At 63.5% G+C, this 20,806-nt stretch carries 17 protein-coding genes and 1 pseudogene; 5 read left to right on the top strand and 13 right to left on the bottom strand.

What is annotated here, in order from left to right; all coding sequences use genetic code 11:
- Positions 1-231: 231 nt before the first annotated feature.
- A complete protein-coding gene (locus tag FHR94_RS02270) occupies positions 232-972 on the top strand; it encodes a PRC-barrel domain-containing protein (protein ID WP_246389790.1) in 741 nt (246 codons plus the stop codon).
- Positions 973-1,335: 363 nt separating this feature from the next.
- Here the strand turns inward: FHR94_RS02270 and FHR94_RS02265 are convergent, their stop codons facing one another.
- From FHR94_RS02265 to speB, 4 genes are read right to left on the bottom strand one after another with little or no spacing between them, the layout of a single operon-like run.
- The gene (locus tag FHR94_RS02265; RefSeq protein ID WP_183324000.1) at positions 1,336-2,796 is read right to left on the bottom strand and encodes an aldehyde dehydrogenase family protein; all 1,461 of its coding nucleotides are present in this window, start codon (positions 2,794-2,796) and stop codon (positions 1,336-1,338) included.
- Positions 2,797-2,836: 40 nt separating this feature from the next.
- On the bottom strand, positions 2,837-4,456 hold the full coding sequence (locus tag FHR94_RS02260; RefSeq protein WP_183323999.1) for a 5-guanidino-2-oxopentanoate decarboxylase: 1,620 nt from the start codon (positions 4,454-4,456) through the stop codon (positions 2,837-2,839).
- A gap of 11 nt (positions 4,457-4,467) precedes the next feature.
- Positions 4,468-5,853, bottom strand: a complete 1,386-nt coding sequence (locus FHR94_RS02255; RefSeq protein ID WP_183323998.1) for a YjiH family protein — start codon at positions 5,851-5,853, stop codon at positions 4,468-4,470.
- Positions 5,854-5,904: 51 nt separating this feature from the next.
- Positions 5,905-6,855: an agmatinase gene (speB, locus tag FHR94_RS02250; RefSeq protein WP_183323997.1), complete on the bottom strand. Its 951-nt coding sequence runs from the start codon at positions 6,853-6,855 to the stop codon at positions 5,905-5,907.
- A 199-nt stretch (positions 6,856-7,054) separates the two neighbouring features.
- On the opposite strand from speB, the gene FHR94_RS02245 reads away from it, so the two are divergent.
- The gene (locus FHR94_RS02245; protein WP_183323996.1) at positions 7,055-8,482 is read left to right on the top strand and encodes a sigma-54 interaction domain-containing protein; all 1,428 of its coding nucleotides are present in this window, start codon (positions 7,055-7,057) and stop codon (positions 8,480-8,482) included.
- A 141-nt stretch (positions 8,483-8,623) separates the two neighbouring features.
- Here FHR94_RS02245 and FHR94_RS20035 read toward each other — a convergent pair.
- Positions 8,624-8,797 (bottom strand): annotated as a pseudogene (locus FHR94_RS20035) (IS1595 family transposase); the annotation flags it as partial.
- A 635-nt stretch (positions 8,798-9,432) separates the two neighbouring features.
- Here FHR94_RS20035 and FHR94_RS02240 point away from each other — a divergent pair.
- Positions 9,433-11,514 carry a hypothetical protein gene (locus tag FHR94_RS02240; protein ID WP_183323995.1) on the top strand — a complete coding sequence of 694 codons (2,082 nt, stop codon included), beginning with the start codon at positions 9,433-9,435 and terminating at the stop codon, positions 11,512-11,514.
- On the opposite strand, the gene FHR94_RS02235 is transcribed toward FHR94_RS02240, so the two are convergent.
- The 7 genes from FHR94_RS02235 to FHR94_RS02205 all read right to left on the bottom strand — a co-directional run bounded on the left by FHR94_RS02235 (position 11,478) and on the right by FHR94_RS02205 (position 18,586).
- Positions 11,478-12,509 (bottom strand): DUF2235 domain-containing protein, encoded by a 1,032-nt coding sequence (locus FHR94_RS02235; protein ID WP_183323994.1) that lies wholly within the window; start codon positions 12,507-12,509, stop codon positions 11,478-11,480. The two genes, FHR94_RS02240 and FHR94_RS02235, sit on opposite strands and share 37 nt — an antisense overlap.
- Positions 12,448-13,500, bottom strand: a complete 1,053-nt coding sequence (locus FHR94_RS02230; RefSeq protein WP_183323993.1) for a pentapeptide repeat-containing protein — start codon at positions 13,498-13,500, stop codon at positions 12,448-12,450. The genes FHR94_RS02235 and FHR94_RS02230 overlap by 62 nt, the downstream gene beginning before the upstream one ends.
- Positions 13,501-13,705: 205 nt before the next feature.
- A complete protein-coding gene (locus FHR94_RS20030; protein ID WP_425485347.1) occupies positions 13,706-13,828 on the bottom strand; it encodes a DUF4113 domain-containing protein in 123 nt (40 codons plus the stop codon).
- A 74-nt stretch (positions 13,829-13,902) separates the two neighbouring features.
- Positions 13,903-15,447, bottom strand: a complete 1,545-nt coding sequence (locus tag FHR94_RS02220) for an SNIPE associated domain-containing protein (protein ID WP_183323991.1) — start codon at positions 15,445-15,447, stop codon at positions 13,903-13,905.
- Positions 15,448-16,006: 559 nt separating this feature from the next.
- Positions 16,007-16,612: a class I SAM-dependent methyltransferase gene (locus FHR94_RS02215; RefSeq protein WP_183323990.1), complete on the bottom strand. Its 606-nt coding sequence runs from the start codon at positions 16,610-16,612 to the stop codon at positions 16,007-16,009.
- A gap of 270 nt (positions 16,613-16,882) precedes the next feature.
- Positions 16,883-17,506, bottom strand: coding sequence for a hypothetical protein (locus tag FHR94_RS02210; protein ID WP_183323989.1), 624 nt, complete (start codon positions 17,504-17,506; stop codon positions 16,883-16,885).
- A gap of 84 nt (positions 17,507-17,590) precedes the next feature.
- Positions 17,591-18,586 carry a nuclease-related domain-containing protein gene (locus tag FHR94_RS02205; RefSeq protein WP_183323988.1) on the bottom strand — a complete coding sequence of 332 codons (996 nt, stop codon included), beginning with the start codon at positions 18,584-18,586 and terminating at the stop codon, positions 17,591-17,593.
- A gap of 572 nt (positions 18,587-19,158) precedes the next feature.
- Between FHR94_RS02205 and FHR94_RS02200 the strand changes: the two genes are divergently transcribed.
- Positions 19,159-19,602: a phage tail protein gene (locus FHR94_RS02200; RefSeq protein ID WP_183323987.1), complete on the top strand. Its 444-nt coding sequence runs from the start codon at positions 19,159-19,161 to the stop codon at positions 19,600-19,602.
- The gene (locus tag FHR94_RS02195; RefSeq protein ID WP_183323986.1) at positions 19,599-20,609 is read left to right on the top strand and encodes a phage late control D family protein; all 1,011 of its coding nucleotides are present in this window, start codon (positions 19,599-19,601) and stop codon (positions 20,607-20,609) included. The genes FHR94_RS02200 and FHR94_RS02195 overlap by 4 nt, the downstream gene beginning before the upstream one ends.
- A 73-nt stretch (positions 20,610-20,682) precedes the next feature.
- On the opposite strand, the gene FHR94_RS19825 is transcribed toward FHR94_RS02195, so the two are convergent.
- The gene (locus FHR94_RS19825) at positions 20,683-20,805 is read right to left on the bottom strand and encodes a hypothetical protein (protein ID WP_281375900.1); all 123 of its coding nucleotides are present in this window, start codon (positions 20,803-20,805) and stop codon (positions 20,683-20,685) included.
- Position 20,806 lies beyond the last annotated feature (1 nt).

The following is a 20,806-nucleotide window of genomic DNA, read 5'->3' as shown; positions in this document are numbered from 1 at the left end:
CTGAACTGTTTTTATGATCCTTATGCTAGCAGGCATGTCAGTCCTATGGGTTAACGCTTCGCAGAAAGCGTGGCGCGTGCCGTCCTATCCATGCGCTGCCCTATGGATAGCCGTGACATGCCGGTGACGCGCATGATGTTCATGATGCAGGGAATTCCCAAATAACGCGGATTGACGCTGTTCATAGACGTCAACTACCTTGAAAAAAATAGACATGACAAGGAGTTACACATGAAGCCGCATGGCAATGCTGTCTTAGCCTTTCCGTTCTGCGTCGTCTCCCTCGCCATGCTCTCGGTTCAGGCTCAAGCAGAAATCAATGACTGGGATTACGAGGCACTCTATCAGGACGGCGGCATCCGGGCCGAGTCGTTGTTGAATGCCAAGGCGATAGGCAGCGCAGGCGACGCAATCGGCACGATAAAGAATGCCATCCTCGATGAGGAGAATCAGGTAGTGACCCTCATCGCCGAGGTCGGAGGCATGTGGGACAGTGGTGACCGGCACGTCTCCATCCCGTGGGAAGAGGCTGAACTGAGTCAGGAAGGCGTTCGAGTGCCGGTGCACGAAGATAACATCGAAGATTACAACCTTTTCGACGATGAATATGTCGATGATGCCTATATCTTCAAGGGCGGTCTGCAGCACACCACGCAAGTGGAAAGCGATGTCATGACGGGGCCCCGTATCTGGAAAATCACCGACATCCTCGATGATTTTGCCAGCCTAGGGAAGGACACGGGCGTGGGCTATATTACGGATGCGCTCTTGACCCGGGAGGGGGTGCTACAAGCTATCGTGGTCGAGCCATCGGGCACCGAGTTCGGCGAGGGTCCCTATGCGTATCCCATCTACGGTCACCCCGATGTCTGGCAGCCGGGTGCCATGCACTATGAGCTCCCTTATTCAAGAGAAGAGCTCTCGAGCCTACCGTCATTCGACTATGATAAATACGACAGCCTCTGGGACTAATGATATTTAAATCGTGAGCCTGGATTCAAGCAACACGTGCAGCCCTTGGGGGATTCAGGGCCTTGGATTCATTCTATGAATCCAGGGCTTAAGCGGTTCGTCGATAAACATCAGCGTCTTGAGGTGTGTCCAGCTCAATTGTGCAGACACTGTCTGCACAATAGTCCTCTGCTTCCCTACCCTAACATGGCATGAAGTCACTCGCAGTCGCCCTACACTCCCTCCGCCTCGATGCCGTGTCGGGCGAGCCACTACTGCTTACGTTGTTCGTAGTCGGGCATGACCGCGTCTTCCAACTACCTTGACAGTGGGGGCGCCGGGGGCGCCGCTGCGCGCCCCTCGGTGGTCAGCAGAAGGGCATGGTCAGGCGGACCTGCCTGCCTCGGGCCCGATCAGGTGCTTGACCTGGAGGTACTCCGCCAGCCCCCAGGAGCCCAGCTCGCGTCCGATGCCGCTGATCCCAAAACCGCCCCAGCTGGTTTCTGGCAGCACCACCTGCTCGCTGTTATACCAGATGCTACCCGCCCGCAGCCGCTGGCCAACCTGCCTGGCTCGCTCGACATCACCGGCGATCACCGTGGCGGCCAGGCCGAAGGGGCTGGCGTTGGCCAGTTCGATGGCCTCTTCATCGCTGGCGACGCTGCGACCGCAGAGCACCGGCCCGAAGATCTCCTCCTGCCACAGGCGGCTCTCGACCGGAACATCACGATAGAGCGTCGGCGCGACGAACTCGCCACGCGCCGGCAGCTGACGATGCCGACCATCACGCACCGCCACCAGTCCCTCCTCTCGCGCCATCGCCAGGTAGCGCTCGACGGCTTCCCGCTGGCGGGCGCTGGACATGGGGCCCATGTCGGTATCGTCGGCCAGGGGATCCCCCAGACGAATGGCGTCGATGCGCTTACCCAGCGCCACATAGAGTGGCTCGGTGAGGGCGTCATGGACGATCAGCCGCGAGGTAGCGGAGCAGATCTGACCGGAATTGAAGTAGATACCCGCCACCACCCAGTCGGCGGCCTGCTCGATCTCGGCATCATCCAGCACCAGGATGGGGGACTTCCCCCCCAGCTCCAACGAGACGTTGCGAACGCCCTTGGCCGCCGCACGCATCACCTTCTCCCCCACCGCATTGCTGCCGGTGAAGGAGAACTTGTCGACACCGGGGTGGGTGGTCAAAGGCGCCCCGATGCCTTCGCCATCGCCGTGCACCAGGTTGAGAACACCGGCGGGCAGGTCAACGGCCTCGGCGATCTCGGCCAGCGCCTGCTCGGGCAGCGGTGTGACCTCGGAGGGCTTGAAGACGATCGTGCAGCCCGCCGCCAGGGCCGGGGCGATCTTCCAGGCGCTGGTCACCAGCGGAAAGTTCCAGGGGGTGATCAGCCCCACCACGCCAATGGGGTCTTCGTAGGTCTGCGCCCGGATGCCGTCAAGACCATGCTCGACGATGCGCCCTTGCCGTGCCTTCAGTTCGGCAGCCTGACCGGCATAGTAGCGGTAACAGGCGATGGCATCGTCCAGGTCGATCGCGGCCTCGGCCAGCGCCTTGCCGTTGTTGCGGGAAGAACGGCGCATCAGTTCATCCCGACGCGCCGCCAAGGTGTAGGCGAAGGCCGACAGATAGGCGCCTCGCCGCTCACCGCCCAGTGCTTGCCAAGCCGGCAAGGCGCGGCGGGCAGCGGCCACTGCGGCGTCCACATCGGCGGGATCACCGGCGGTGACCTCGGCGATTTTCTCCTGGCGGTAAGGGTCTGTGACGGGCAGACGGCGCTGGCCGGCACTCTCGACCCAGTGATTGTCGATAAACTGTCGTGTCAGCTGTTGCACGGGGGACTCTCTCGCAGTGGGGTTCCAGGTCGGTGGGACGCTATTCCTGCACCGACGCATTCCAGGCGCCCGCATCGATCTCGATCAGCAGCGGCCCTTGCGGGGGTCGACCGCGGATCGCCGCAGCCAGGGCCTCTGGATCGCCAACGCGACGAGCGGCGCAGCCGAATCCGGCGGCCAGCATCTGGAAATCCGGCGCCTGGATATCCACCCCCAATCGCGGGACATCCGCGCTGTCCATGTAGCGGCGTATCTCTTCATAGCCCTGGTTGTGCCACAGCACCACCACCACCGGCAGCCCCTCTTCCACCGCACAGGCGAGCTCGGTCAGGGTGAACATGATGCCGCCGTCACCCACCAGCGCCACCACCGGCAACTCGGGCTGCCCGAGACTGGCACCCATGGCGGCGGGCAGGCCATAGCCCAGGGTGCCGTAGCCGGTCGAGGCGTTGAAGAAGCGCCGCGGCGCCGGCTGCGAGACGAGGTGGTTGGCGGCGTAGGTGGTGGCACAGGAGTCGCCGACCAAAATGGCTTCCGGCAGGGTGTCACGCAGGGTGTCGAACAGTGGCACATAGGGCGTGAAGGCTGGGTCCTGCACCAACCCCAGCATCTCCCGAACCGCCCGAGCCCGTTCCACGCCATCTCTCTGGCAGGGCGTCTCGCCGAAACGCCTGGCCAAGGCCTTAAGGGTGGCCCCGGCATCCGCCACCATGGCCAAGTCGGCCGACTGGTTCCTGGCCAACTGCTCGGGGTCGATATCCACGCGGATCAACCGCCCGGAAAGGGAGAACCCGTCATCGAAGACGACATCGTAATCGGTCTCGCCCAGTTCGGTGCCGATCGCGAGCACCACGTCGGCGTCGCGGGCCAGCTCGCGCACCGCCGGCAGGGAAGCATTGGCACCCAGATCCAGGGGATGGTCGATGCCGAGCAGCCCCTTGGCATTGATCGTGGTGACCGTCGGGGCGTCCAGGACCTCGACCAGCGCCCTTGCCGCCTCCGGCTCCTGGACACAGCCGCCACCCAAGAGCACCAGCGGGCGCCTCGCCACTGCCAGCCAGTCACCGGCCCTTTTCAGGGCATCGGGATCCGGCGCCGCACTGGCCAGTGACGGGCGTCGCCAGCGTGCTGGCTCGTCCACCGGCGCATCGAACAGGTCGATGGGGATCTCGATATGCACTGGCCCCGGCCGTCCCCCCTCGAACACCGCAAACGCCCTGGCCAGGGCCTCGGGCAACCCGTCGGGGTCGAGCAGGGTATGACTGAAGCGGGACAGGCCCGCCACCATCTGCTGCTGACTGGGTAGCTCGTGCAGGCGCCCCTGACCGCGCCCCAGCGTATCGCGGCGGCTGACGCTGGAGATCACCAGCATCGGGACGGAGTCGGCCAGCGCCTGACCCATGGCCGTGGCGATGTTGGTCATGCCGGGGCCGGTGATGATGAAGCACACCCCCGGCTGGCCGGTGGCCCGGGCATAGCCGTCGGCCATGAAGCCGGCGCCCTGCTCGTGGCGCGGGGTGATGTGACGGATGCCGCTGGCTTCTGCGCCGCCATCCAGCCCGCGATAGAGCTCGACGGTATGGACACCGGGGATACCGAAGACGGTATCCACGCCATAGGTGTCGCGCAGCAGACGAATCAGCAGTTCTGCACAGGTCATCTGGAAGCCCCTCATCCCACCAGCCAGTGAGCCATGACGACGATGATCGGCAGGGTGATGGCGGTGCGAATCAGGAAGATCGCCACCAGCTCCCACAGCTTCAGCGGGATCTTGGACTTCAGCAAAAGAGCGCCGATCTCCGACATATAGACCAGCTGGGTCAGCGACAGGCAGGCGATCACGAAGCGCGTCAGCTCGCTCTCGATGTTGCTGCCCAATACCGCCGGCAGGAACATGTCGGCGAAGCCCACCAGGGTGGCGGGGGCGGCGGCCTCGGCTTCGGGCAGGCCCATCCACTCCAGTACCGGCACCATGGGCATCGACAGCCAGGTGAACAGCGGCGTGAACTCGACCAGGATCAGCGCCACAGTGCCGATGGCGATGACCAGCGGCAGCAGGCCGAAGAAGATATCGGCGACGTTGAATAGGGCGATGCGCACCAACTGCCGCGGGCCGGGGGCCTTCTCCGCCCGGGCCACGGCCATGCCGAGGCTGTAGCGCAGCAGGCTCTGATCGCCGGTACGCTCCTCCTGGATACGGCAACCCACCGGCTCGTAGTAGGTGTTCGGCTTGCGCGACAGCGGCGGCAGGCGCGGTACGACCACCGCGGCCACCAGGCCGGCCACCACCACCGTCAGGTAGAAGGGCACGAAGAGGTGGTTGATGCCGATGAAGCTGGTCACCAGGATCGCGAAGGCGATGGAGACGATGGAGAAGTTGGTGGCGATGGCCGCCGCCTCGCGGCAGTTGTAGAAGCCCTTCTCGTACTGCTGGGTGGTGATCAGTACGCCCACGGTGCCCGACCCCATCCAGGAGGCCGTGGCATCGATGGCGCTGCGGCCCGGCAGGCCGAAGATCAGGCGGAAGGGGGTACGCAAGAGGCTACCGATGAACTCCATGAAGCCGAAGTCGACCAGGAACGGCAGCAGGATGGCGGCGAAGAAGAAGAAGGTCAGCAGCACCGGCGCCAGGTCGTTGAGCATCACGCCGCCGGTGAAGGAGGCGGTGACGAAGTCGGGGCCGACCTGGAAGTAGGTCATCAGGGCGAAGAGCGCCCCGAGGGCCCGCATGACCACCCACAGCGGTGCCACGTCGAACAGCTCCGCGAGCATGCCCTGGCGCGCCCAGTCGGGATGGGCGAACTTGACCAGCAGGGTCAGCGCCACCGACAGGCAGAGCACCCCCGTGGCGATGGCGGGCAGGGCATCGCCCAGCAGGGCCTTGAGGCCATCGGCGGCCAGGCCCATGCCGATGTTGATGGTATCGCCCACCGAGAAGGGCACCAGGAACAGCAGCACGCCGATCAGCGATGGCACGATGAACTTGATCAGGCCACTCTGCGACAGCGGGCCGCCCTCTTGTGCGATGTTGTCGGCGGAATCCAGGGAGGATGACATGGGAAATCTCTCGCTACGTTGTCGTTGTCGTATCGGTCGGGACCGGGCGTCTCAATCGCGGCGCTTGACGCCCGGCAGCACGCAGAGCATCTCGTAGAGCAGGGTGGCGCCCATCAGGGCGGTGTTGCCGCTCGGATCATAGGGCGGTGCCACCTCGACCAGGTCGCCACCCACCACGTTGAGCCCCGCCGCGCCACGCACGATCTCCAGCCCCTGCTGAGCGGTCAGGCCGCCCATCTCGACGGTGCCGGTACCCGGTGCGACGGAGGGATCGAGGGCATCGATATCGAAGGAAATGTAGACCGGCCCGTCGCCCATCTGCTCTCGCACTTCGGCCATCAGCGGCGCGAGCGACCTGTACCAGCACTCCTCTGCCTGCACGACACGAAAGCCCTGCTCACGGCACCAGTCGAAGTCTTCCGCGGCATAGCCGGTACCTCGCAGGCCAATCTGGATCACACGCTGGCTATCCAGCAGGCCCTCCTCCTGGGCACGGCGGAACGGGCAGCCATGGGCCACTTCCTCGCCGAACATCTGCTCGTTGATGTCGGCATGGGCATCGACATGGATCAGGCCGACCGGGCCGTGCTTCTTGGCAATGGCGCGCAGCACCGGCCAGGTCAGGGTGTGATCGCCGCCCAGCGTGAGAGGGTCACAGTCGTGGGCCAGCACCCGGTCATAGAAACCGGAGATGATGTCCAGATTCTTGGGCAGGTTGAAGGTGTTGATCGGCACATCGCCGATGTCCGCCACCTGAAGGCTATCGAAGGGTGCCGCCCGAGTCGCCATGTTGTAGGGACGCAGCATCCGCGACTCATCACGAATCTGGCGAGGGCCCAGGCGGGTCCCCGGACGGTTGGAGGTACCGATATCCATGGGAATGCCGATGAAGGCGACATCCAGGCCCTCGGCGCTCTCCTGAGTCGGCAGCCGCATCATGGTAGCAGGCCCACCGAATCGCGGCATGTCGTTGCCACCCAAGGGCTGGTTGAACTCTCTCATGTGAACGTCCTCTGGTTTCCTGGTCAGTGATGAACGCACCAGGCGCTTTGCCTGCTGTTCTGTCAAAGCACTTGCAGGAGCCATGCCAACCCGGTTTCAGGGCCTAGCGAGGGTTATTGATTCAAAAGTGGATCACTACCGGGACGACAATGATGCAATAATGAATCATTGATGCATTTATGAATCGAAGACCGGTCACATGAACACCATCGATAGCCTCATCCTCAGGACCATCGTCGATACCGCCCATGACCACTTCTTCGTGGTCGATGCCGACGGGAAGGTTCGCTATGTGAGCCCCAGTGCCGCCGCGGTCTACGGCCTCTCCTGCGAGGAGCTCCGAGCCAGCACCGTGCAGCGCCTCGAAGCCGACGGGGTGCTGAACCCGTCCATCAGCATGGAAGTGATGCGCACCGGCCTGCCCGCTCAACTCGCTCAGCGCACCGGTACCGGACGCCGGGTGATCGCCCAGGCCCATCCGGTCTTCGACGATGGGAAGCTGGTGGCCGTGGTCAGCCGCTCCATGGACCTGACCGACCTTCAGCTGCTGCAGCAGGAATACGCCCTGCTCCAAAAGCGCTTCAGCGATCACCTGAAGCGCAGCCAATCACTGGAGAGTGAAGAAAAAACACTGGAGGAAGAGCTCGACGAGCTGGAGGTGAAAAGCTCGCTAATGCGGGAGGTGGCACTTCTGCTACGCCGGGTGGCCCCCACGGACGCGACCGTGATGATGCTTGGCGAGTCCGGCGTCGGCAAGACGGCCTTTGCCCGCCAGCTGCACCGCTGGAGCTCGCGCCGCGATGGCCCCTTCGTCGACGTCAACTGCGCCGCCATACCCGAAAGCCTGTTCGAAGCAGAGATGTTCGGCTATCGATCCGGGGCCTTCAGCGGTGCCGCGCCTGGTGGACGCGTCGGGCTCATCGAGCAGGCCGCGGGCGGCACGCTCTTTCTCGACGAGATCGGCGAGCTGCCCCTGGGAGTTCAAACGAAGCTGTTGAAGGCCATTCAGGATGGACGCATCTCTCGCCTGGGTGACAACCAGTCCCGCCGCGTCGATTTCCGCCTGGTAGTCGCCACCAATCAGGACCTCAGTCGTCGCGTTGAGGAGGGTGCCTTCCGGCTCGACCTCTACTACCGGATTAACGTGATTCCCATCACCCTGCCGCCACTGCGAGAGCGCCGCGAGGATATTCCCGGCCTGGTGGAGCGCCAACTGCAGCGGCTCAATCGCCGCTATGGCAAGGAGAAGCTTCTCGCTCGGAGCAGCTGGCAGTCGTTAATGAGCCAAGACTGGCCCGGCAACGTGCGGGAACTCGAGAACTGGCTGGAGCGGGCCTGGCTGGCCAGCGATGATGTCATCGATGCCAAGGAATCAGCCTCGCCCGGACTCGTTGCAGGAAAGCCGCAGGATGCCAAGCCCGTTGAAGATCACGCGGCACCGGCTATGTCATCTCCCTTGCGCGAGGGGGATGGCCTGAAGGACGCCCTATACCACACTGAGCACGGCATCCTGGCAGAGCTCTGCATGACGCTCTCCTCGACCTATGCCATCGCCGAACGGCTCGGCATCAGCCAGCCCAGCGTCGTGAGGAAGCTCAAGCAACACGGATTGAGCATCACACGATGATGGAACGTTTAGCCCGGCTATGGGGTATCCATCTAACCGAACTCAACTTCGCCATGGGCGGTTGGCTGAAGGGCACTCGAGGCTCGGTGGCTTTCCGCGCGTGAGCGGCGGCGTAGGCGGCACTGCCCGGGGCCGTCGGCCAGAAATGATGTCTCCGTAGCGCACCGGGGCGTGGCCGACCGCGAGTTCGAGCACCCGGTAAAACACCATCCCACGACTCTTCGAGTGGCGTCGGTGGAAGCGGAACACGAACTCATTCAGATAGCTGAGCAGATGCGCATCATCGACCGAGCCTTGGTGGGTGCCCAGCAGCCAGTCGCCAGCCCTTATGCTTGCCGCAGGCTGGGCCCACGAAACCTGCCGGCCATCGCAGCCATTCCAGGCAGTCGGCGTCGGTCCGAAACCAGGCCTGAAACTCGCCGACCAATCTTGGGGAGTGCTTGCCAGGGGCGAGGGTAGTCCATTGCGACAGTTTAAGCCGTCAGTCCGGTTAGATGGAGACCTCGTTCAGATTAAATTTCAAGATATAAGTGCCGCACGACTCAGTGGCTGATGTCGGCGCTTATCGGCTGAGTAGCGCCGAGAAGGCCGGCAACCCGCCCGACGGCCGCCGTGATGAAATAGATGGGTTCAGGGCGGCGAGTGCCACCTTGGCCTTGAAGTCGGCGCTGTATTGCCTGCGTTTCCTGCTCATGATCAAGCTCTCCTGGTCGGTCTGATCAGAGCTTAGCGCCTGGTCCGAATTTCGGGGTCCACTTCAGGTACCATCGATTGGGATCACTGGACCGTGCCGCTCCCCACCGTTCCACGAGCAAGGTACCTTGGGCAGGCGGAGCCGCCTCCCCTCCATGCGCCCAGGCAGCCTTCAGATAACCGTCAGACTAGACTGAACGAAGGATCGCGGCCGGATCACCGTATGGCGAGTGTCGCAATGGCACCAGGGAGCCACCATGTCCAGCCCCTATCTGCTGCTGCCGGCGTTCCTCGCCTTGTCCTTCAGCCTGCGCGCCGGGTTCCTGAGCGTCGAGGCCGCCCTCGCCTGCGTGCCGCTGGCCGCCCTGGCCGGCGACCGCTTCGGCTGGCGCGGTGTCGGCATGGTCGCGGTCGGCGGCCTGCTGCTGCCCTTCGGGGTCCTGACACCTGTGGGTGGCTTTCCCGCCGAGTCGGGGATCTATCTGCTCTCTCTTTCCCTCGCCGCGCTGCTGGCGTCCCGCTGGCCGGTCCCGTTACTGACCGCACTCAGGCGTCCCACTGTCGGCCTCGTCGCCGCCTTCGTGCTGCTGCCACTCTACGTCGTCGTGGCGCGGGAACGGCTTGACAACGAGGTCGAGACATACGTCAGAGTATCGCTGCTGCCCCTGCTGTATTTCCTGCTGTTCCTCGCCGGCTGGGCCCGGGCCTATAAGCCGCTGGTGATCGGTGCGCTGGTTGTGGCAACCATCGCCGGTATCGCCTGGGATTTCACCATCGAGCTTCGACGCATTGGCTACACACTCGACACGCCGGCGGACTTCCTGACCGGTCTGGCCAGCTTCACTCTCGGGGGCTACGTTCACGACCTGTTCGACGGTCGGGAGTCGACCGGTGGCTATCAGCGCTGGCCGCTGACGACCCTGACGGGCCTGCTGTTGTTGTGGGGCGGATATCTGTTCGTGGCTATCGCACTCGACGCCTCCGGCCAGTATCGACGCCTCGTGCTGCAACTGGCGCCGGTAGGGAGCTACCATGCGTTGCCCATCGCCGCACTGTTCGCCGGGGTGCGGTACCGCTTCCGCGGGGTCGCCGCCGTGACACTGATCGCCACCGCGGTCGAGGTCCTGGGGCCGCTGCTTCGCCTCGACGGCGCAAATCTCGGCACACCCCTGGTGGCCTTCGCCTTCGCCGCGCTAGGGGTGCACCTGGGCGACCGGGCGGCGGGCCAGCCCACCCGATGGACCCCCTGGCGCTGGATCACGCTAGCCCTGTTTGGGGTGGTCGGGCTGCCGCCACTACTGGAATTAAGATTAACGGCAGCGACCGACCTGGCGGTCCTCGCCGCCGGCGTGGCCACGCTCATCCTGGTTGGGATGCTTGTCCGCAGCCTATTGCACCGCGCCGGCATCTACCTGGAGGCGGCAGCCTCGCGCGGCTGGCTGGCCCTGTTCGGCAGCGTGCTGCTAGCCTTTGGCATGCTATCCAGCCTCAAGGACTTCTGGCTGGCGAGTGGCGCGGTTTTTATGACGATCCGCCTTGGGATCCTGGGCTTCGGTGACAGCGGCTGGGAGCCAAACAACGCCACTCTGCTCGGCATCAGCGCCCTCTTCTATTCGGCCTTGTTGCTAACGGCCGTGGCCGCCACCCTCAGTCACCTGTCCTCCCTCGTCGACAGCGGCGCCAGACTCGCCACATGGCTCAAGGCCAGTCTCGCGGCCGGGCGATTGGTGCCGGCAGCAAACGACGGCACTGCTCGTCAAGTGACAGAAGACGATACCGCGAGACCGGCATGGCTGCGTCGGTCGATCAAGATCATCAGGTGGTCACGCAATGCCCTGTTGCTGATCGCTCTGACGCTCGTCGTGCATCATCTGATCGAACACCTCGGCCTCGACCTTGGGCTTCTTGGGCAGCCCCATCATCTTCATGACCGAGCGCACGTAGCGGCGGGTGAAGCTGGGGTAGTGGCGGTAGGCGTTCTGGGTTATGGGCGACTTGGCGTGGCGGAAGCGATGGCGTCAGGATACACCAGCCGCGGTGGTGGTGGGCACCTCAGCAGCCGCCGGCGAAGCCGGGGGCGGGTTGGGGAGCGGCGGCGGACAGCACTGTCGCGCGGCGAGTGTGGCGCGCAGCGCGCCCCGCACATCGACGCAGCGCCGTGGCGCGAGGCTGGCCGGGGGCATGGGGAGCAGGCGCGGGCCAGGCCGCAAGCGGGCGACATGGCCCAAGTCGCGACAAGCGCGGAACCAGCGAAGTGCCGGCCGGGCCGCGCCGGCCGGGACGGGGGTTGGGCGCATCTCACTCAATCATCACGCCAGGTGGGTGGCCATTTCCCTTGATCCTTCACGAAACGCTCAATCGGCTCACTACGGTAACCGGTTTCGTACCTTGCGATAACGCTCTCGTGGACCCAGGTCCGGTGTGACTCAGGCTCGGGAATTTTACGGATGCGTTTGCCAAGCAGTTTGTACTTTCCCTTGTATTCATTGTGCTGCCGGGTCGCCGGACTGGTCTGTTTGTTCCTGATGATATCGTTGAAGACCAGGCCCTGCTTATCCGCTTCTTTGGCTAGCCATCGCAGGGGAATATCCGCGAGGGTGTAACCCTCCTTGTCCGGTTTGTAGCCGCCGCCCACGTCGGAGTGAACGCCGGCGAACCAGACCTGTTCGAGATCCACATCCCGGCGAGGCTCCCAAAGGGTAGGCTCAAAGTCCTCGCGCTGTTCATCCAAGGAGAGGGCGTGACGGGCAACCTGTATGTTGCTGCCGATCTTTCGATCGTAGAACAGGTCGCGGTCCTTGACCAAGCCAAAGAAGGTGAACGGCAGACCAAGAGCGCCGACAGTGTCCCAGACGCCGACGAACCGGATGGGCACGCGTTCAGCCACGGCGTACTGACGCTTCCAGGCCATGGAATGCTCACCGTTGGCTTTGTGTTTTTTCGTTTTGTAAAGCCTGAAGCCATTTTCGACCTGGTTGGCGTGTTCTTTTCGCAGGATGCTACAGTTGTTGATCATGCCGCAGAGGCTGCGGACGGTGTAGGCGCCACGGCTGAAGCCGAAGAGGAAAATCTCGTCACCAGCTTCGTAGTTGTGGACGAGAAAACGATAGCCGTCCATCACGTTCTTCTCTAAGCCATGGCCGGTAGCGCCAGCACGCACCATGTCGTGGTAAGAGCCAATACCCCAATCGTAGAATACAACCTGCTCGACGCCTTGACCGTCGATTGGGCGGATGCCGCGGGCGAACTGCAGCACGTTGGTGGGAAAATCCTCACCGATGGTTTCTTCCGGGCGGTTCCAGGTGCCGTCGAAGCAGATCGCTATACGTTTCATGGGGATCACCGCCTCTCATAACGTTTTCAGTGTTGACCGCAATCCGCCTTTCGTCCAGTTCGCCGTTTCCTTGCTTCAGCACTGACCCTTGAATGAGGCAGTCTCTGCCTAAGTCCAGGCACCTTCGTGATTTGTGTGGGTAGCCTGCCCCGGCGCCGGCCAGTATCTTAATCGTTTCGGTGAAGTCCCGGTTCGTGGAACGCTCGAAATCGAAGATGATCGGCAGTAGGTTGTGCTTACGCAGCTCGTCGGCTAGAGCATCGAGGATAGCTTTGCGCTCAGGAGTAAATCGCCCCAGAAGCAAGACGGCCTTGGAGGTTACAGTATCGAGGACGTTTCTGACCTTTTTTCGGTTGAGCAGCAGGTAGATGAACTGGGCGACCTCCAGATCATCCACCGTGACCTTGGGTTCGTGTATGTTAGTAATAATCAAATCAGACTGTGCTGTTGTCTCGTCTACCTCTATTTGCCATACCGAAATTCCGTGGACCCAGCAACCTTTCAGGTTCGCATTATCTGTAAACGACGTTTCAATCAGGATCGCCGCTCTTAGGTCTGCCTCCCTGAGATTTGCCCCCCTGAAGTCTGCATGCTCTAGATATGAGCCATAGAGATGGGCCCGGCTGAGATTCGCCAATGTGAGATTTGAACAATGGAGATCTGCTTTATAAAGGTTAGCCCCGATAAGGCACGACTTCCTGACGTTCGCAAAGCTTACGTTCGCCTGCATAAGAATCGCCCCACTGAGATCCGCCTCACTGAGATCCGAACCTAAGAGGGTTGCCCCGGTAAAGTCTGTCTTGCGAAGGCTCGCCGAGTGAAAGTCCACTTCAAAGTCTCGGCCTATTTGTGCATGCGAATCGCTGGTGAAATCAATTCCACAGAGTTCCGCACCGCTTAGGTCAGGCTTGATGCCAGGATTGGCTTTTCGCCACTCATTCCAGGCCTCGACTCCCTGCGCAAGAATGGCTAGATGCTCTGGGTTTGCCATAGAGTTGAATCCGAAGAACTGGACTCCTGTTTGATCCGAGCAAACCTACCCGATCATCTTGCCTGCTATATAACACCGATGAGCGTGCCTGATGCATTCATTGATCGCCCCCTTGCACTCCTTTGGCTGGATGTCACATGGGCTTCTTCACTGGCCAGGTTGCCGTCATCGTCCCTCACGAAATCCCCCTGACCGGCTCATCCCATCACGTCGTGTATGGTGGTGTCCTTCTCTCACAGCGTAGCGCCCAGGCGTTGCCCTTGCACGGTAGACCAAAGCGCACGGTGCCCCTCCCCAGCTCCCGATTCAGCCTGTCCACCGTGGCCATGAGTCGCCGCATGCCCTGCCGCTCGGCCTCGCTCCGCGGGCTCTCGATCAGATCACCTCGACACGTGGCACCGATCAGGACACAGCCTGTAGTTTACGTTCGGCTATCGACTTGGATTCGCGGTACTCCCATGCCTCGGCCGCCATGGTCCAGTGGACCTCGAGATATTCCTCCTGGACCGCTTCACGGACTTCGGCCAGAGGCACCTTGAAAAACTCTTTCCGGGGATTGATGCGGTTCACCTGGTGCTCGGCAAACTGGCGATGCAGCTCACGCTCGAGAGCCGGCGCGTCCTCCGAGTAGATCATCGCATGGACGTCGAACGCGAAGGGCACGCTGGCATCCCCCAGCTCTTTGACGCGATCCAGCGGCTCAAGACGGCGGGTCATGCCAATCTTGAAGACATTCTCACCGAACGACCCGACGTTGGAGATGATGTAGACATGCCCGCGCTTGGTCTGCTGTGCCATGGATAGCGCTCGCTCGCCACGCGACTCCGCTTCGTCCAGTTGCCGCTCAAGCTCGGCGAACCGAGCCTGGTACTGGGCACGCTCCTCCTCGTTGGCGGTGTCGAGCTGCTTGCGGGCCTGCTCCATGGCCTGGGCAAGCATCCTCTCCTCCTTCTCCGCCTGCTTGATGGCCCGCTCCATCTCGCGGCGCGCCTTCTCCTCCTCTCGCATCTGCTCGCGGATCTCTCGCTGCTCGTCCTGCTCCTGCTTGCGCAACTCCATGGCCGCCACGGCCCACTTCAGCTCGTCCAGCCGGGCCTGCAGGTAGAGATCCGTGATGCGGGCGTTCTTGAATGGCTTGCCGTTATGGTTCACCACGGCGAAGGCATCGTGGATCGCCTGGCGCAGCTTGCCGTAGTTGTCGTGCTTGACCTTGGAGAGCATGGAGTCGACCTTGCCGTTGAAGGCATCGACGGCGAAATGAATGGCGTGTTCGCGCCGCACCCTCTCGACATAGTCACAGTCGCCGGCCCGACCATTCTTGGCCATGTCGCGGCTGTGCTTGCGTGCCTGCTTGAGCTTCTCGCCGGCATCCTTGTGGGAGAAGTCCTCCGCCAGGTCATCGAGCAGGCTGGCGTTCGGTACGATGTAGTCGTCGTGGTAGCCCTCGATGATGTTCTGCATGGCCTTGGCGGTCTGCTCGTAGAGCTTGGCATCCTCTACGGCCTTGAGGGCATTGCCGGCAGTCTCCTCCGCCTGCCGGTGGGCATCATCGATGATTTGGCGTGCCTGCTCATCCGCGCGGGCGATCACCGCCTCAGCCTTCTCCCGAGCTTCCCTGCCCTGGGCACGCCCCTCGCTGCGGATCCGCTGCTTCTCCTTTTCCGCCTCAGCCACCATGTCATCGGCAGCCTGTTTGGCCAGCGCGAGGGTACGCTCTGAGTCACGTGAGGCCTGAACCGCTGCTTCCTCAGCCCGATGAACCAGGGCCTTGGCGTGCTCCGATGCGTCATGGACGGATTCATACTGCCATAGGTGCTCCACCGACCTGCGGATCCGCTCCACTTCCTGCTGGTGGCGCCTGGCCTTCCGCATGAATACCACTGCCGTCATCCACCCGGACAGAATCAGCCCCGCCAACACCAGCAGAGCGATGGACCCCTCAGACATACTTTCCCCCGAACAATAGCCTGCTATCTATGTATCGAGCCAGTCTGACATAGGGAGCCACAAGGGCTTGTAGGAAATCGCCGAAACAAGCCAGAGGTCATGGGGAGTTGGGGGCAATACCGTAATAGGTGGCGGGAAAAGTCCAGCCACCTCCAACACCACCGCCCTGCCCCAGGTCTACGCCCACCACACCAACCCCCGGCAGGCCGGCGAGATCTTCACCACCACCGCACCGCGCATGGCCGTCTACAGCCACATCGTCAACGGCACCTCGAGCGCGGCCCCGGTGTCAGCGAGGAGGAGTTGCTGCGCCGCACCCGGGAGAACTGTACTCTACGCCTGTGATCTCACTTGCCCCTGCCCCATCACTTGGCCATTGAATGTCGTTGCTCGACAGGTCATCTCATGTGGTGCAAACAGCCGCACGAAGGCGGGCTCTCGATGATGGCGGCGAGGGCTGGTCACTATCAGAAACACCCCTGTATTGGCGTCTTGAGCTTCGGGCGCCATGTTGCATCTCCTGATGAGCTATTCGACTGATAGGCCGACCATGTCTGACTTATGAATTAGTGATGCGCATGAAAATTGCCCCGTAGTGGTAGGGAGGCAGCTCGACCCGTGTCTCCAGCTTGAAGCCCGCCGGCTCGACCATCGTGCGGGTTTGTTCCGGTGACATGCGCATTTCCGTCTTGGGGCCTCGTGGCCGTCCGAGGACGGTCGTCTGTTCCCGTTGCAGGGGGTACCAATTGACGATGGCCAAGCGGCCATTGGGCTTCAGGATCGCAGCGACTTCGCTTGCCAAGGCCGTCTTGTCCGGTACGCCGTGGAAGGTGTTGGCGATCAGCACATAGTCTGCCGGCACAGCCAGCAAACGGCTAAGCGTCATGGCATCCCCAAGCAGCCAGCTGCAATTCGACATCCCCTTGCACGCATCTTGCGCCTGTTCAAGCATGACTGGGTCGAGATCGAAACCGATGACACGCCCCGCGCCAACTTGCCGGGCGATGGCTGCAGTGAAATAACCATCTCCACAGCCTAGATCGACGACCGTCATCCCCTGCTCGATGCGCAAAGCGCTGACGACTCGGTCAGGGTCCGGCCAAAGAGTATGCCACCAGTCCCTATCTGGCATGGCCGAGGCGGGAAACAACTGCTCATGAGTCATGGTTGGGGATTCCTGTTCATCCTCGCTGATACTCCCTCCGGCCGAGCTCAGCGTACAGGGGGCTCAGGCTTATGCCTCCCTTACGTCCCCGGCACAGATCCAGCTCGATGTTGCTGATCGCTTTCATGGTGGTGCGTTCTCCAGGGTCCGAGAGGTGAACACCACGTCTGGATTCCATCGCTCAAGACTCGACCGACGCCACGCCCACTGTCCTGTCAGCCCCCACCTCGTAGCCGCTCACCAGCACGTAGCGCACCACGGCGCGCAGGATCATGCCCTCCTCGTCGGCCAGCGGCTGGGCACGCCCTCCGGCGTGCGCGATGGCCTCGCGGTTGATGAAGTCGCTGATCTGCGATGGCTTGAAGGCGCCGCGCAGCATGGTCGGGTCGAGGCCGGGCCGGGCCGGGCGTCCAGCGGGTCGTGGATGGCGACGATCAGCCAGGGCTCGCCCAGCCCTTCCATGTCCACGCCGTGAGAGTTGCCGTCGGCGCTGAGGAAGGCCTCGTAGCGGCCGGGCAACGTGGTGGAGTCCACCCAGGCCACCAAGGCGCCATCGACCGGATGGCCATGGAAGGCCTGGCCCGTGGGGAACGACAAGGTGCTGAATTCCCAGGGCCATGACCAGGCATCGCCCTGCACCTGGCTCAGCTTCACCGTCTGCAGCCACTGCGACAGCGACGGCTCCGGCACCACCACCCTGCCCTCGCGTCCGTGGTGCCACTCCAGCATCAGGAGCTCGCCGTTGATGGAGTGCACCACCCCTTCATCGTGGATCATTTGGCCGAAGACCTCGGCCTCGACTTTGGGCTTCTTGGGCAGGTCCATCATCTTCATGACCGAGCGGACATAGCGGCGGGTGAAGCTGGGATAGTGGCGATAGGTGGCCTGGGGCATGCGCGGCTCGTGGTGGTGGGAGGGATGGCGTCAGGGTACATCAGCCACGGCAGTCGGCAATGGCGAAGCATGACGCGTGCCGAATCATGATGCCTGGAACACGATCGACTGGTGGCGACAGTCGCCGCAGGTCGCCGTATAGGTGCCGCCGCGCTTGCTGACCCTGACATCTCTGCTGCCGCAAGCCGAACAAGCGGATTTCATGGACGTGTTGGTCCCGCAGGCACCACATTTCACGTAATAGCCGAACTTTCCGTATCTTCCTTCCAGGGTCGCTGATTCGTTGCAGCCTTTGCAGCGCAACCTCGACTCATTCGCGTTGCCTGCCTGCTGAACGTCGGTGGCGGGCTGCCGCTTCGGCCGCGCCGACTCTCTTGCCAAGCCTGGATCCGCTGCCTGTGTCGCCGTTGCAGCCGGGGCATCAGCGGCTGTCGGTGCCCTCCGGTTCGCGGCATCATGATCCAGCAGGAAGCGCCCCATGGCACTCATTTCAGCCGCCGAAAACCGGGGCTTTGTGCTGAGCACGGAGAGCGCGCCTGTGGGACCGATGATCTTTCGCACGTGATCGGCGATGAACTCCGATTTCACGACCACCTTGCCGACCGGCCTCGGCATCGTCTCCCGGGTCAGGATGGCACTGCTGGAGACGGCGCAAAGGACATCCCATGTCCGCCCCCCGACCTGGCCTTGAATCCCCAGCAACTTGCCGATGAACCGCTCGACATTGTTGCTAAGCAGGCTCTTGAGCAGCGATTGCTGCAGCTCTGCCTGGCGGATCGGTGAAGGCATCCCCGCCCACTCGCCGCGGTAGCTGCGGGACCACTCGCCCTGGGCGTTGACGCTGACTGTGCCATGAATGCTTTTCGACTCGATCACGATGAAGCCGAACGGATGAATCACCAGATGGTCGATCTGCGCGTTCTCTCCGCCATGGGAGAGCGTCAGGTCGTTGAAAATGGAAACCTGTTGGTCATTGGCAAACTCTCGCCGCAGGTAGAACGCGACGTCCTGCTCCTGCTTGTGCCCGTAGTAGCCTCGCCTGTCATTGCCGGTGAAGGCGTCCTTATCCTTGAGAATCATGCTTCCCTCGCTTCTTCCCTGTCAGTCTCCACTTCGCGGCCCGTGCAGTATCGCAGGTTTCTCGACACTACCACGCCGGATTCGCGGATTCTCTACGCGCTTGGCAGCATGGAGGCAGCCGCCGTCGGAGCCGGGTGCGGAATGGCTAACCAACGCCGGAAAGCACGGTCACGCGGCGAGGGTGGCGCGTAGCGCGGCCGTTTCCACTAAAGCAGCGACGTGGCCGGGCTGCGCCTTGCTGGCCGGGGGTCTGGCGAGCAAGCGCAGGCCAGGCCGCGAGCGGGCCACGGGGCCCAGGTCGCAGCATGCACCACACCAGTGACGTGACGGCCGGATCAAGCCAGGCGGGGTTGGCGTGGCGAAGGCACGGAGGCGCGAGCGGAGAAGGACGGCACGACTTCAGCATGGCGTCAGCCGTGCGGGCCCAAGGTTGGCCTGGCGGCGAAGCCGCGTGGCCAATGGTGTCCACTGCTGCTGGGCAAGATCATTCCGTGTGGTGGACGGGCAGCGCCACGCCTGTCTGGGCCCTGCTGCTGCTCGGCTTCATGCGCTTCGAAATCGGGGTATAGCCCATGATGATGGCCTACGGCATGTTCGTCTTCGCCCTCAACTCCGCGCCCTACCAGGAGCTGCAGCGCCAGAGCGCCTGGCGCCACGCCGGCCAGGGCCGCGTCGGCAAGCGCCCGGCCCGCCAGTTCCTCGGTCCGGGGGATGACACCATCACCCTCACCGGCACCCTGCTGCCCCACTTCACCGGCGGCCAGCAGAACCTCGACCAGCTGCGCCAGATGGCTGCCGAGGGCGCCGCCTGGCCGCTGATCGAAGGCAACGGCACCTTCTACGGGCTCTACGTCATCGAATCGCTTAGCGAGAGCAAGAGCCACCAGATGCGCGACGGCAGCGCCCAGCGCATCGGCTTCTCGCTCACCCTGCAGCGCGTCGACGACGACCGCGCCGACCTGCTGGGCAGCCTCACCGGGGCCCTGGCCCGCGCCGCCACCGGAATCCTGGCATGAGCCCTTCACAACAGCAGGCACGCCCACCCCGTGCCCCCGGCTACCGCCTGACGCTCGCCGGCCAGGTGATCAGCCCCGAGCTCGACGCCCGCCTGATGCGCCTGCGCCTCACCGATCGCCGCGGCCTCGAGGCCGACCAGCTCGACATCACCCTCTCCGACCACGACGGCCGCCTTGCGCTGCCGCCCCACGGCGCCGAGCTGACCCTGGCACTCGGCTGGCAGGACGCCGGCCTGGTCGAGCGCGGCACCTTCATCGTCGACGAGGTCGAGCACTCCGGCGCCCCCGACGTGGTGGTCATCCGCGCGCGCAGCGCCGACATGCGTCGCCAGCTGCCCGGCAAGCGCTCCCAGGGCTGGCACGAGGTCACCCTCGGCGACATCGTCACCACCATCGCCGCCCGCCACGACCTCACCCCGGCGATCGGCGCCACCCTGCAGGGCATCGCCCTGGAACACATCGACCAGACCGACGAGTCGGACCTGCACTTCCTCACTCGCCTGGCCGAGCAATACGACGCCATCGCCACCATCAAGGCCGGGCGGCTGCTGTTCATGGCCGCCGGCCAGGCCAGCACCGCCAGCGGCCAGGCCATCGCCCCGGTCACCCTGCGCCGCCACCACGGCGACAGCCACCGCTACGTGGAAGCCGACCGCGACGCCTTCACCGGCGTGCTCGCCTACTGGCACGACCCGGACGCCGCCGAGCGCGCCGAGGTCATCGCCGGCAGCGACGAGAACGTGAAGCGCCTGCGCCACACCTTCGCCACCCGCGACGATGCCGTCAGCGCCGCCAGGAGCGAATGGCAGCGCATCCAGCGCGGCGGCGCCGAAGCCTCGCTGACCCTGGCCGAAGGCCGCCCCGACCTCTACCCCGAGACCCCGGTGCGCCTGGTCGGCTTCAAGGCCACCATCGACGCCGTGGCCTGGCTCGTCACCGAGGTCACCCACGAGCTCAGTGACAGCGCCTATACCAGCGCCGTCACGCTTGAGATACGGGGGAGCTAGGCCGGTTCATACCGCCCCAACGCAAGCGCCCCGGCACAAGACCGGGGCGCGTGGTACCGAACAGGACAGGCGGTCAGCCGCCGGCGAAGCGCACAAGCAAGAAGGTCAGAAGCCCCGTCAGGGCGGGCGGAAGCACGCCGTTCAGGATGGCCAGACGGCGAAGCTTGCGGCCGAGGGCGTCATGCGGCTGACCCATG

This window comes from Halomonas cerina (genome assembly GCF_014192215.1).
Classification (GTDB): Bacteria; Pseudomonadota; Gammaproteobacteria; order Pseudomonadales; family Halomonadaceae; genus Halomonas; species Halomonas cerina.
The sequence above is the reverse complement of the archived record's forward strand: the minus strand, read 5'-3'. Positions and strand labels throughout refer to the sequence as shown.

Coding starts and splice junctions, on each gene's coding strand:
- FHR94_RS02195 (WP_183323986.1), top strand. CDS start 19,599: ATGAGCCCTTCACAACAGCAGGCACGCCCACCCCGTGCCCCCGGCTAC.
- FHR94_RS02255 (WP_183323998.1), bottom strand. CDS start 5,853: ATGTCATCCTCCCTGGATTCCGCCGACAACATCGCACAAGAGGGCGGC.
- speB (WP_183323997.1), bottom strand. CDS start 6,855: ATGAGAGAGTTCAACCAGCCCTTGGGTGGCAACGACATGCCGCGATTC.
- FHR94_RS02205 (WP_183323988.1), bottom strand. CDS start 18,586: ATGATTCTCAAGGATAAGGACGCCTTCACCGGCAATGACAGGCGAGGC.
- FHR94_RS02200 (WP_183323987.1), top strand. CDS start 19,159: ATGATGATGGCCTACGGCATGTTCGTCTTCGCCCTCAACTCCGCGCCC.
- FHR94_RS20030 (WP_425485347.1), bottom strand. CDS start 13,828: ATGGCCACGGTGGACAGGCTGAATCGGGAGCTGGGGAGGGGCACCGTG.
- FHR94_RS02235 (WP_183323994.1), bottom strand. CDS start 12,509: ATGAAACGTATAGCGATCTGCTTCGACGGCACCTGGAACCGCCCGGAA.
- FHR94_RS02240 (WP_183323995.1), top strand. CDS start 9,433: ATGTCCAGCCCCTATCTGCTGCTGCCGGCGTTCCTCGCCTTGTCCTTC.
- FHR94_RS02215 (WP_183323990.1), bottom strand. CDS start 16,612: ATGACTCATGAGCAGTTGTTTCCCGCCTCGGCCATGCCAGATAGGGAC.
- FHR94_RS19825 (WP_281375900.1), bottom strand. CDS start 20,805: ATGGGTCAGCCGCATGACGCCCTCGGCCGCAAGCTTCGCCGTCTGGCC.
- FHR94_RS02210 (WP_183323989.1), bottom strand. CDS start 17,506: ATGCCCCAGGCCACCTATCGCCACTATCCCAGCTTCACCCGCCGCTAT.
- FHR94_RS02230 (WP_183323993.1), bottom strand. CDS start 13,500: ATGGCAAACCCAGAGCATCTAGCCATTCTTGCGCAGGGAGTCGAGGCC.
- FHR94_RS02260 (WP_183323999.1), bottom strand. CDS start 4,456: ATGACCTGTGCAGAACTGCTGATTCGTCTGCTGCGCGACACCTATGGC.
- FHR94_RS02245 (WP_183323996.1), top strand. CDS start 7,055: ATGAACACCATCGATAGCCTCATCCTCAGGACCATCGTCGATACCGCC.
- FHR94_RS02220 (WP_183323991.1), bottom strand. CDS start 15,447: ATGTCTGAGGGGTCCATCGCTCTGCTGGTGTTGGCGGGGCTGATTCTG.
- FHR94_RS02270 (WP_246389790.1), top strand. CDS start 232: ATGAAGCCGCATGGCAATGCTGTCTTAGCCTTTCCGTTCTGCGTCGTC.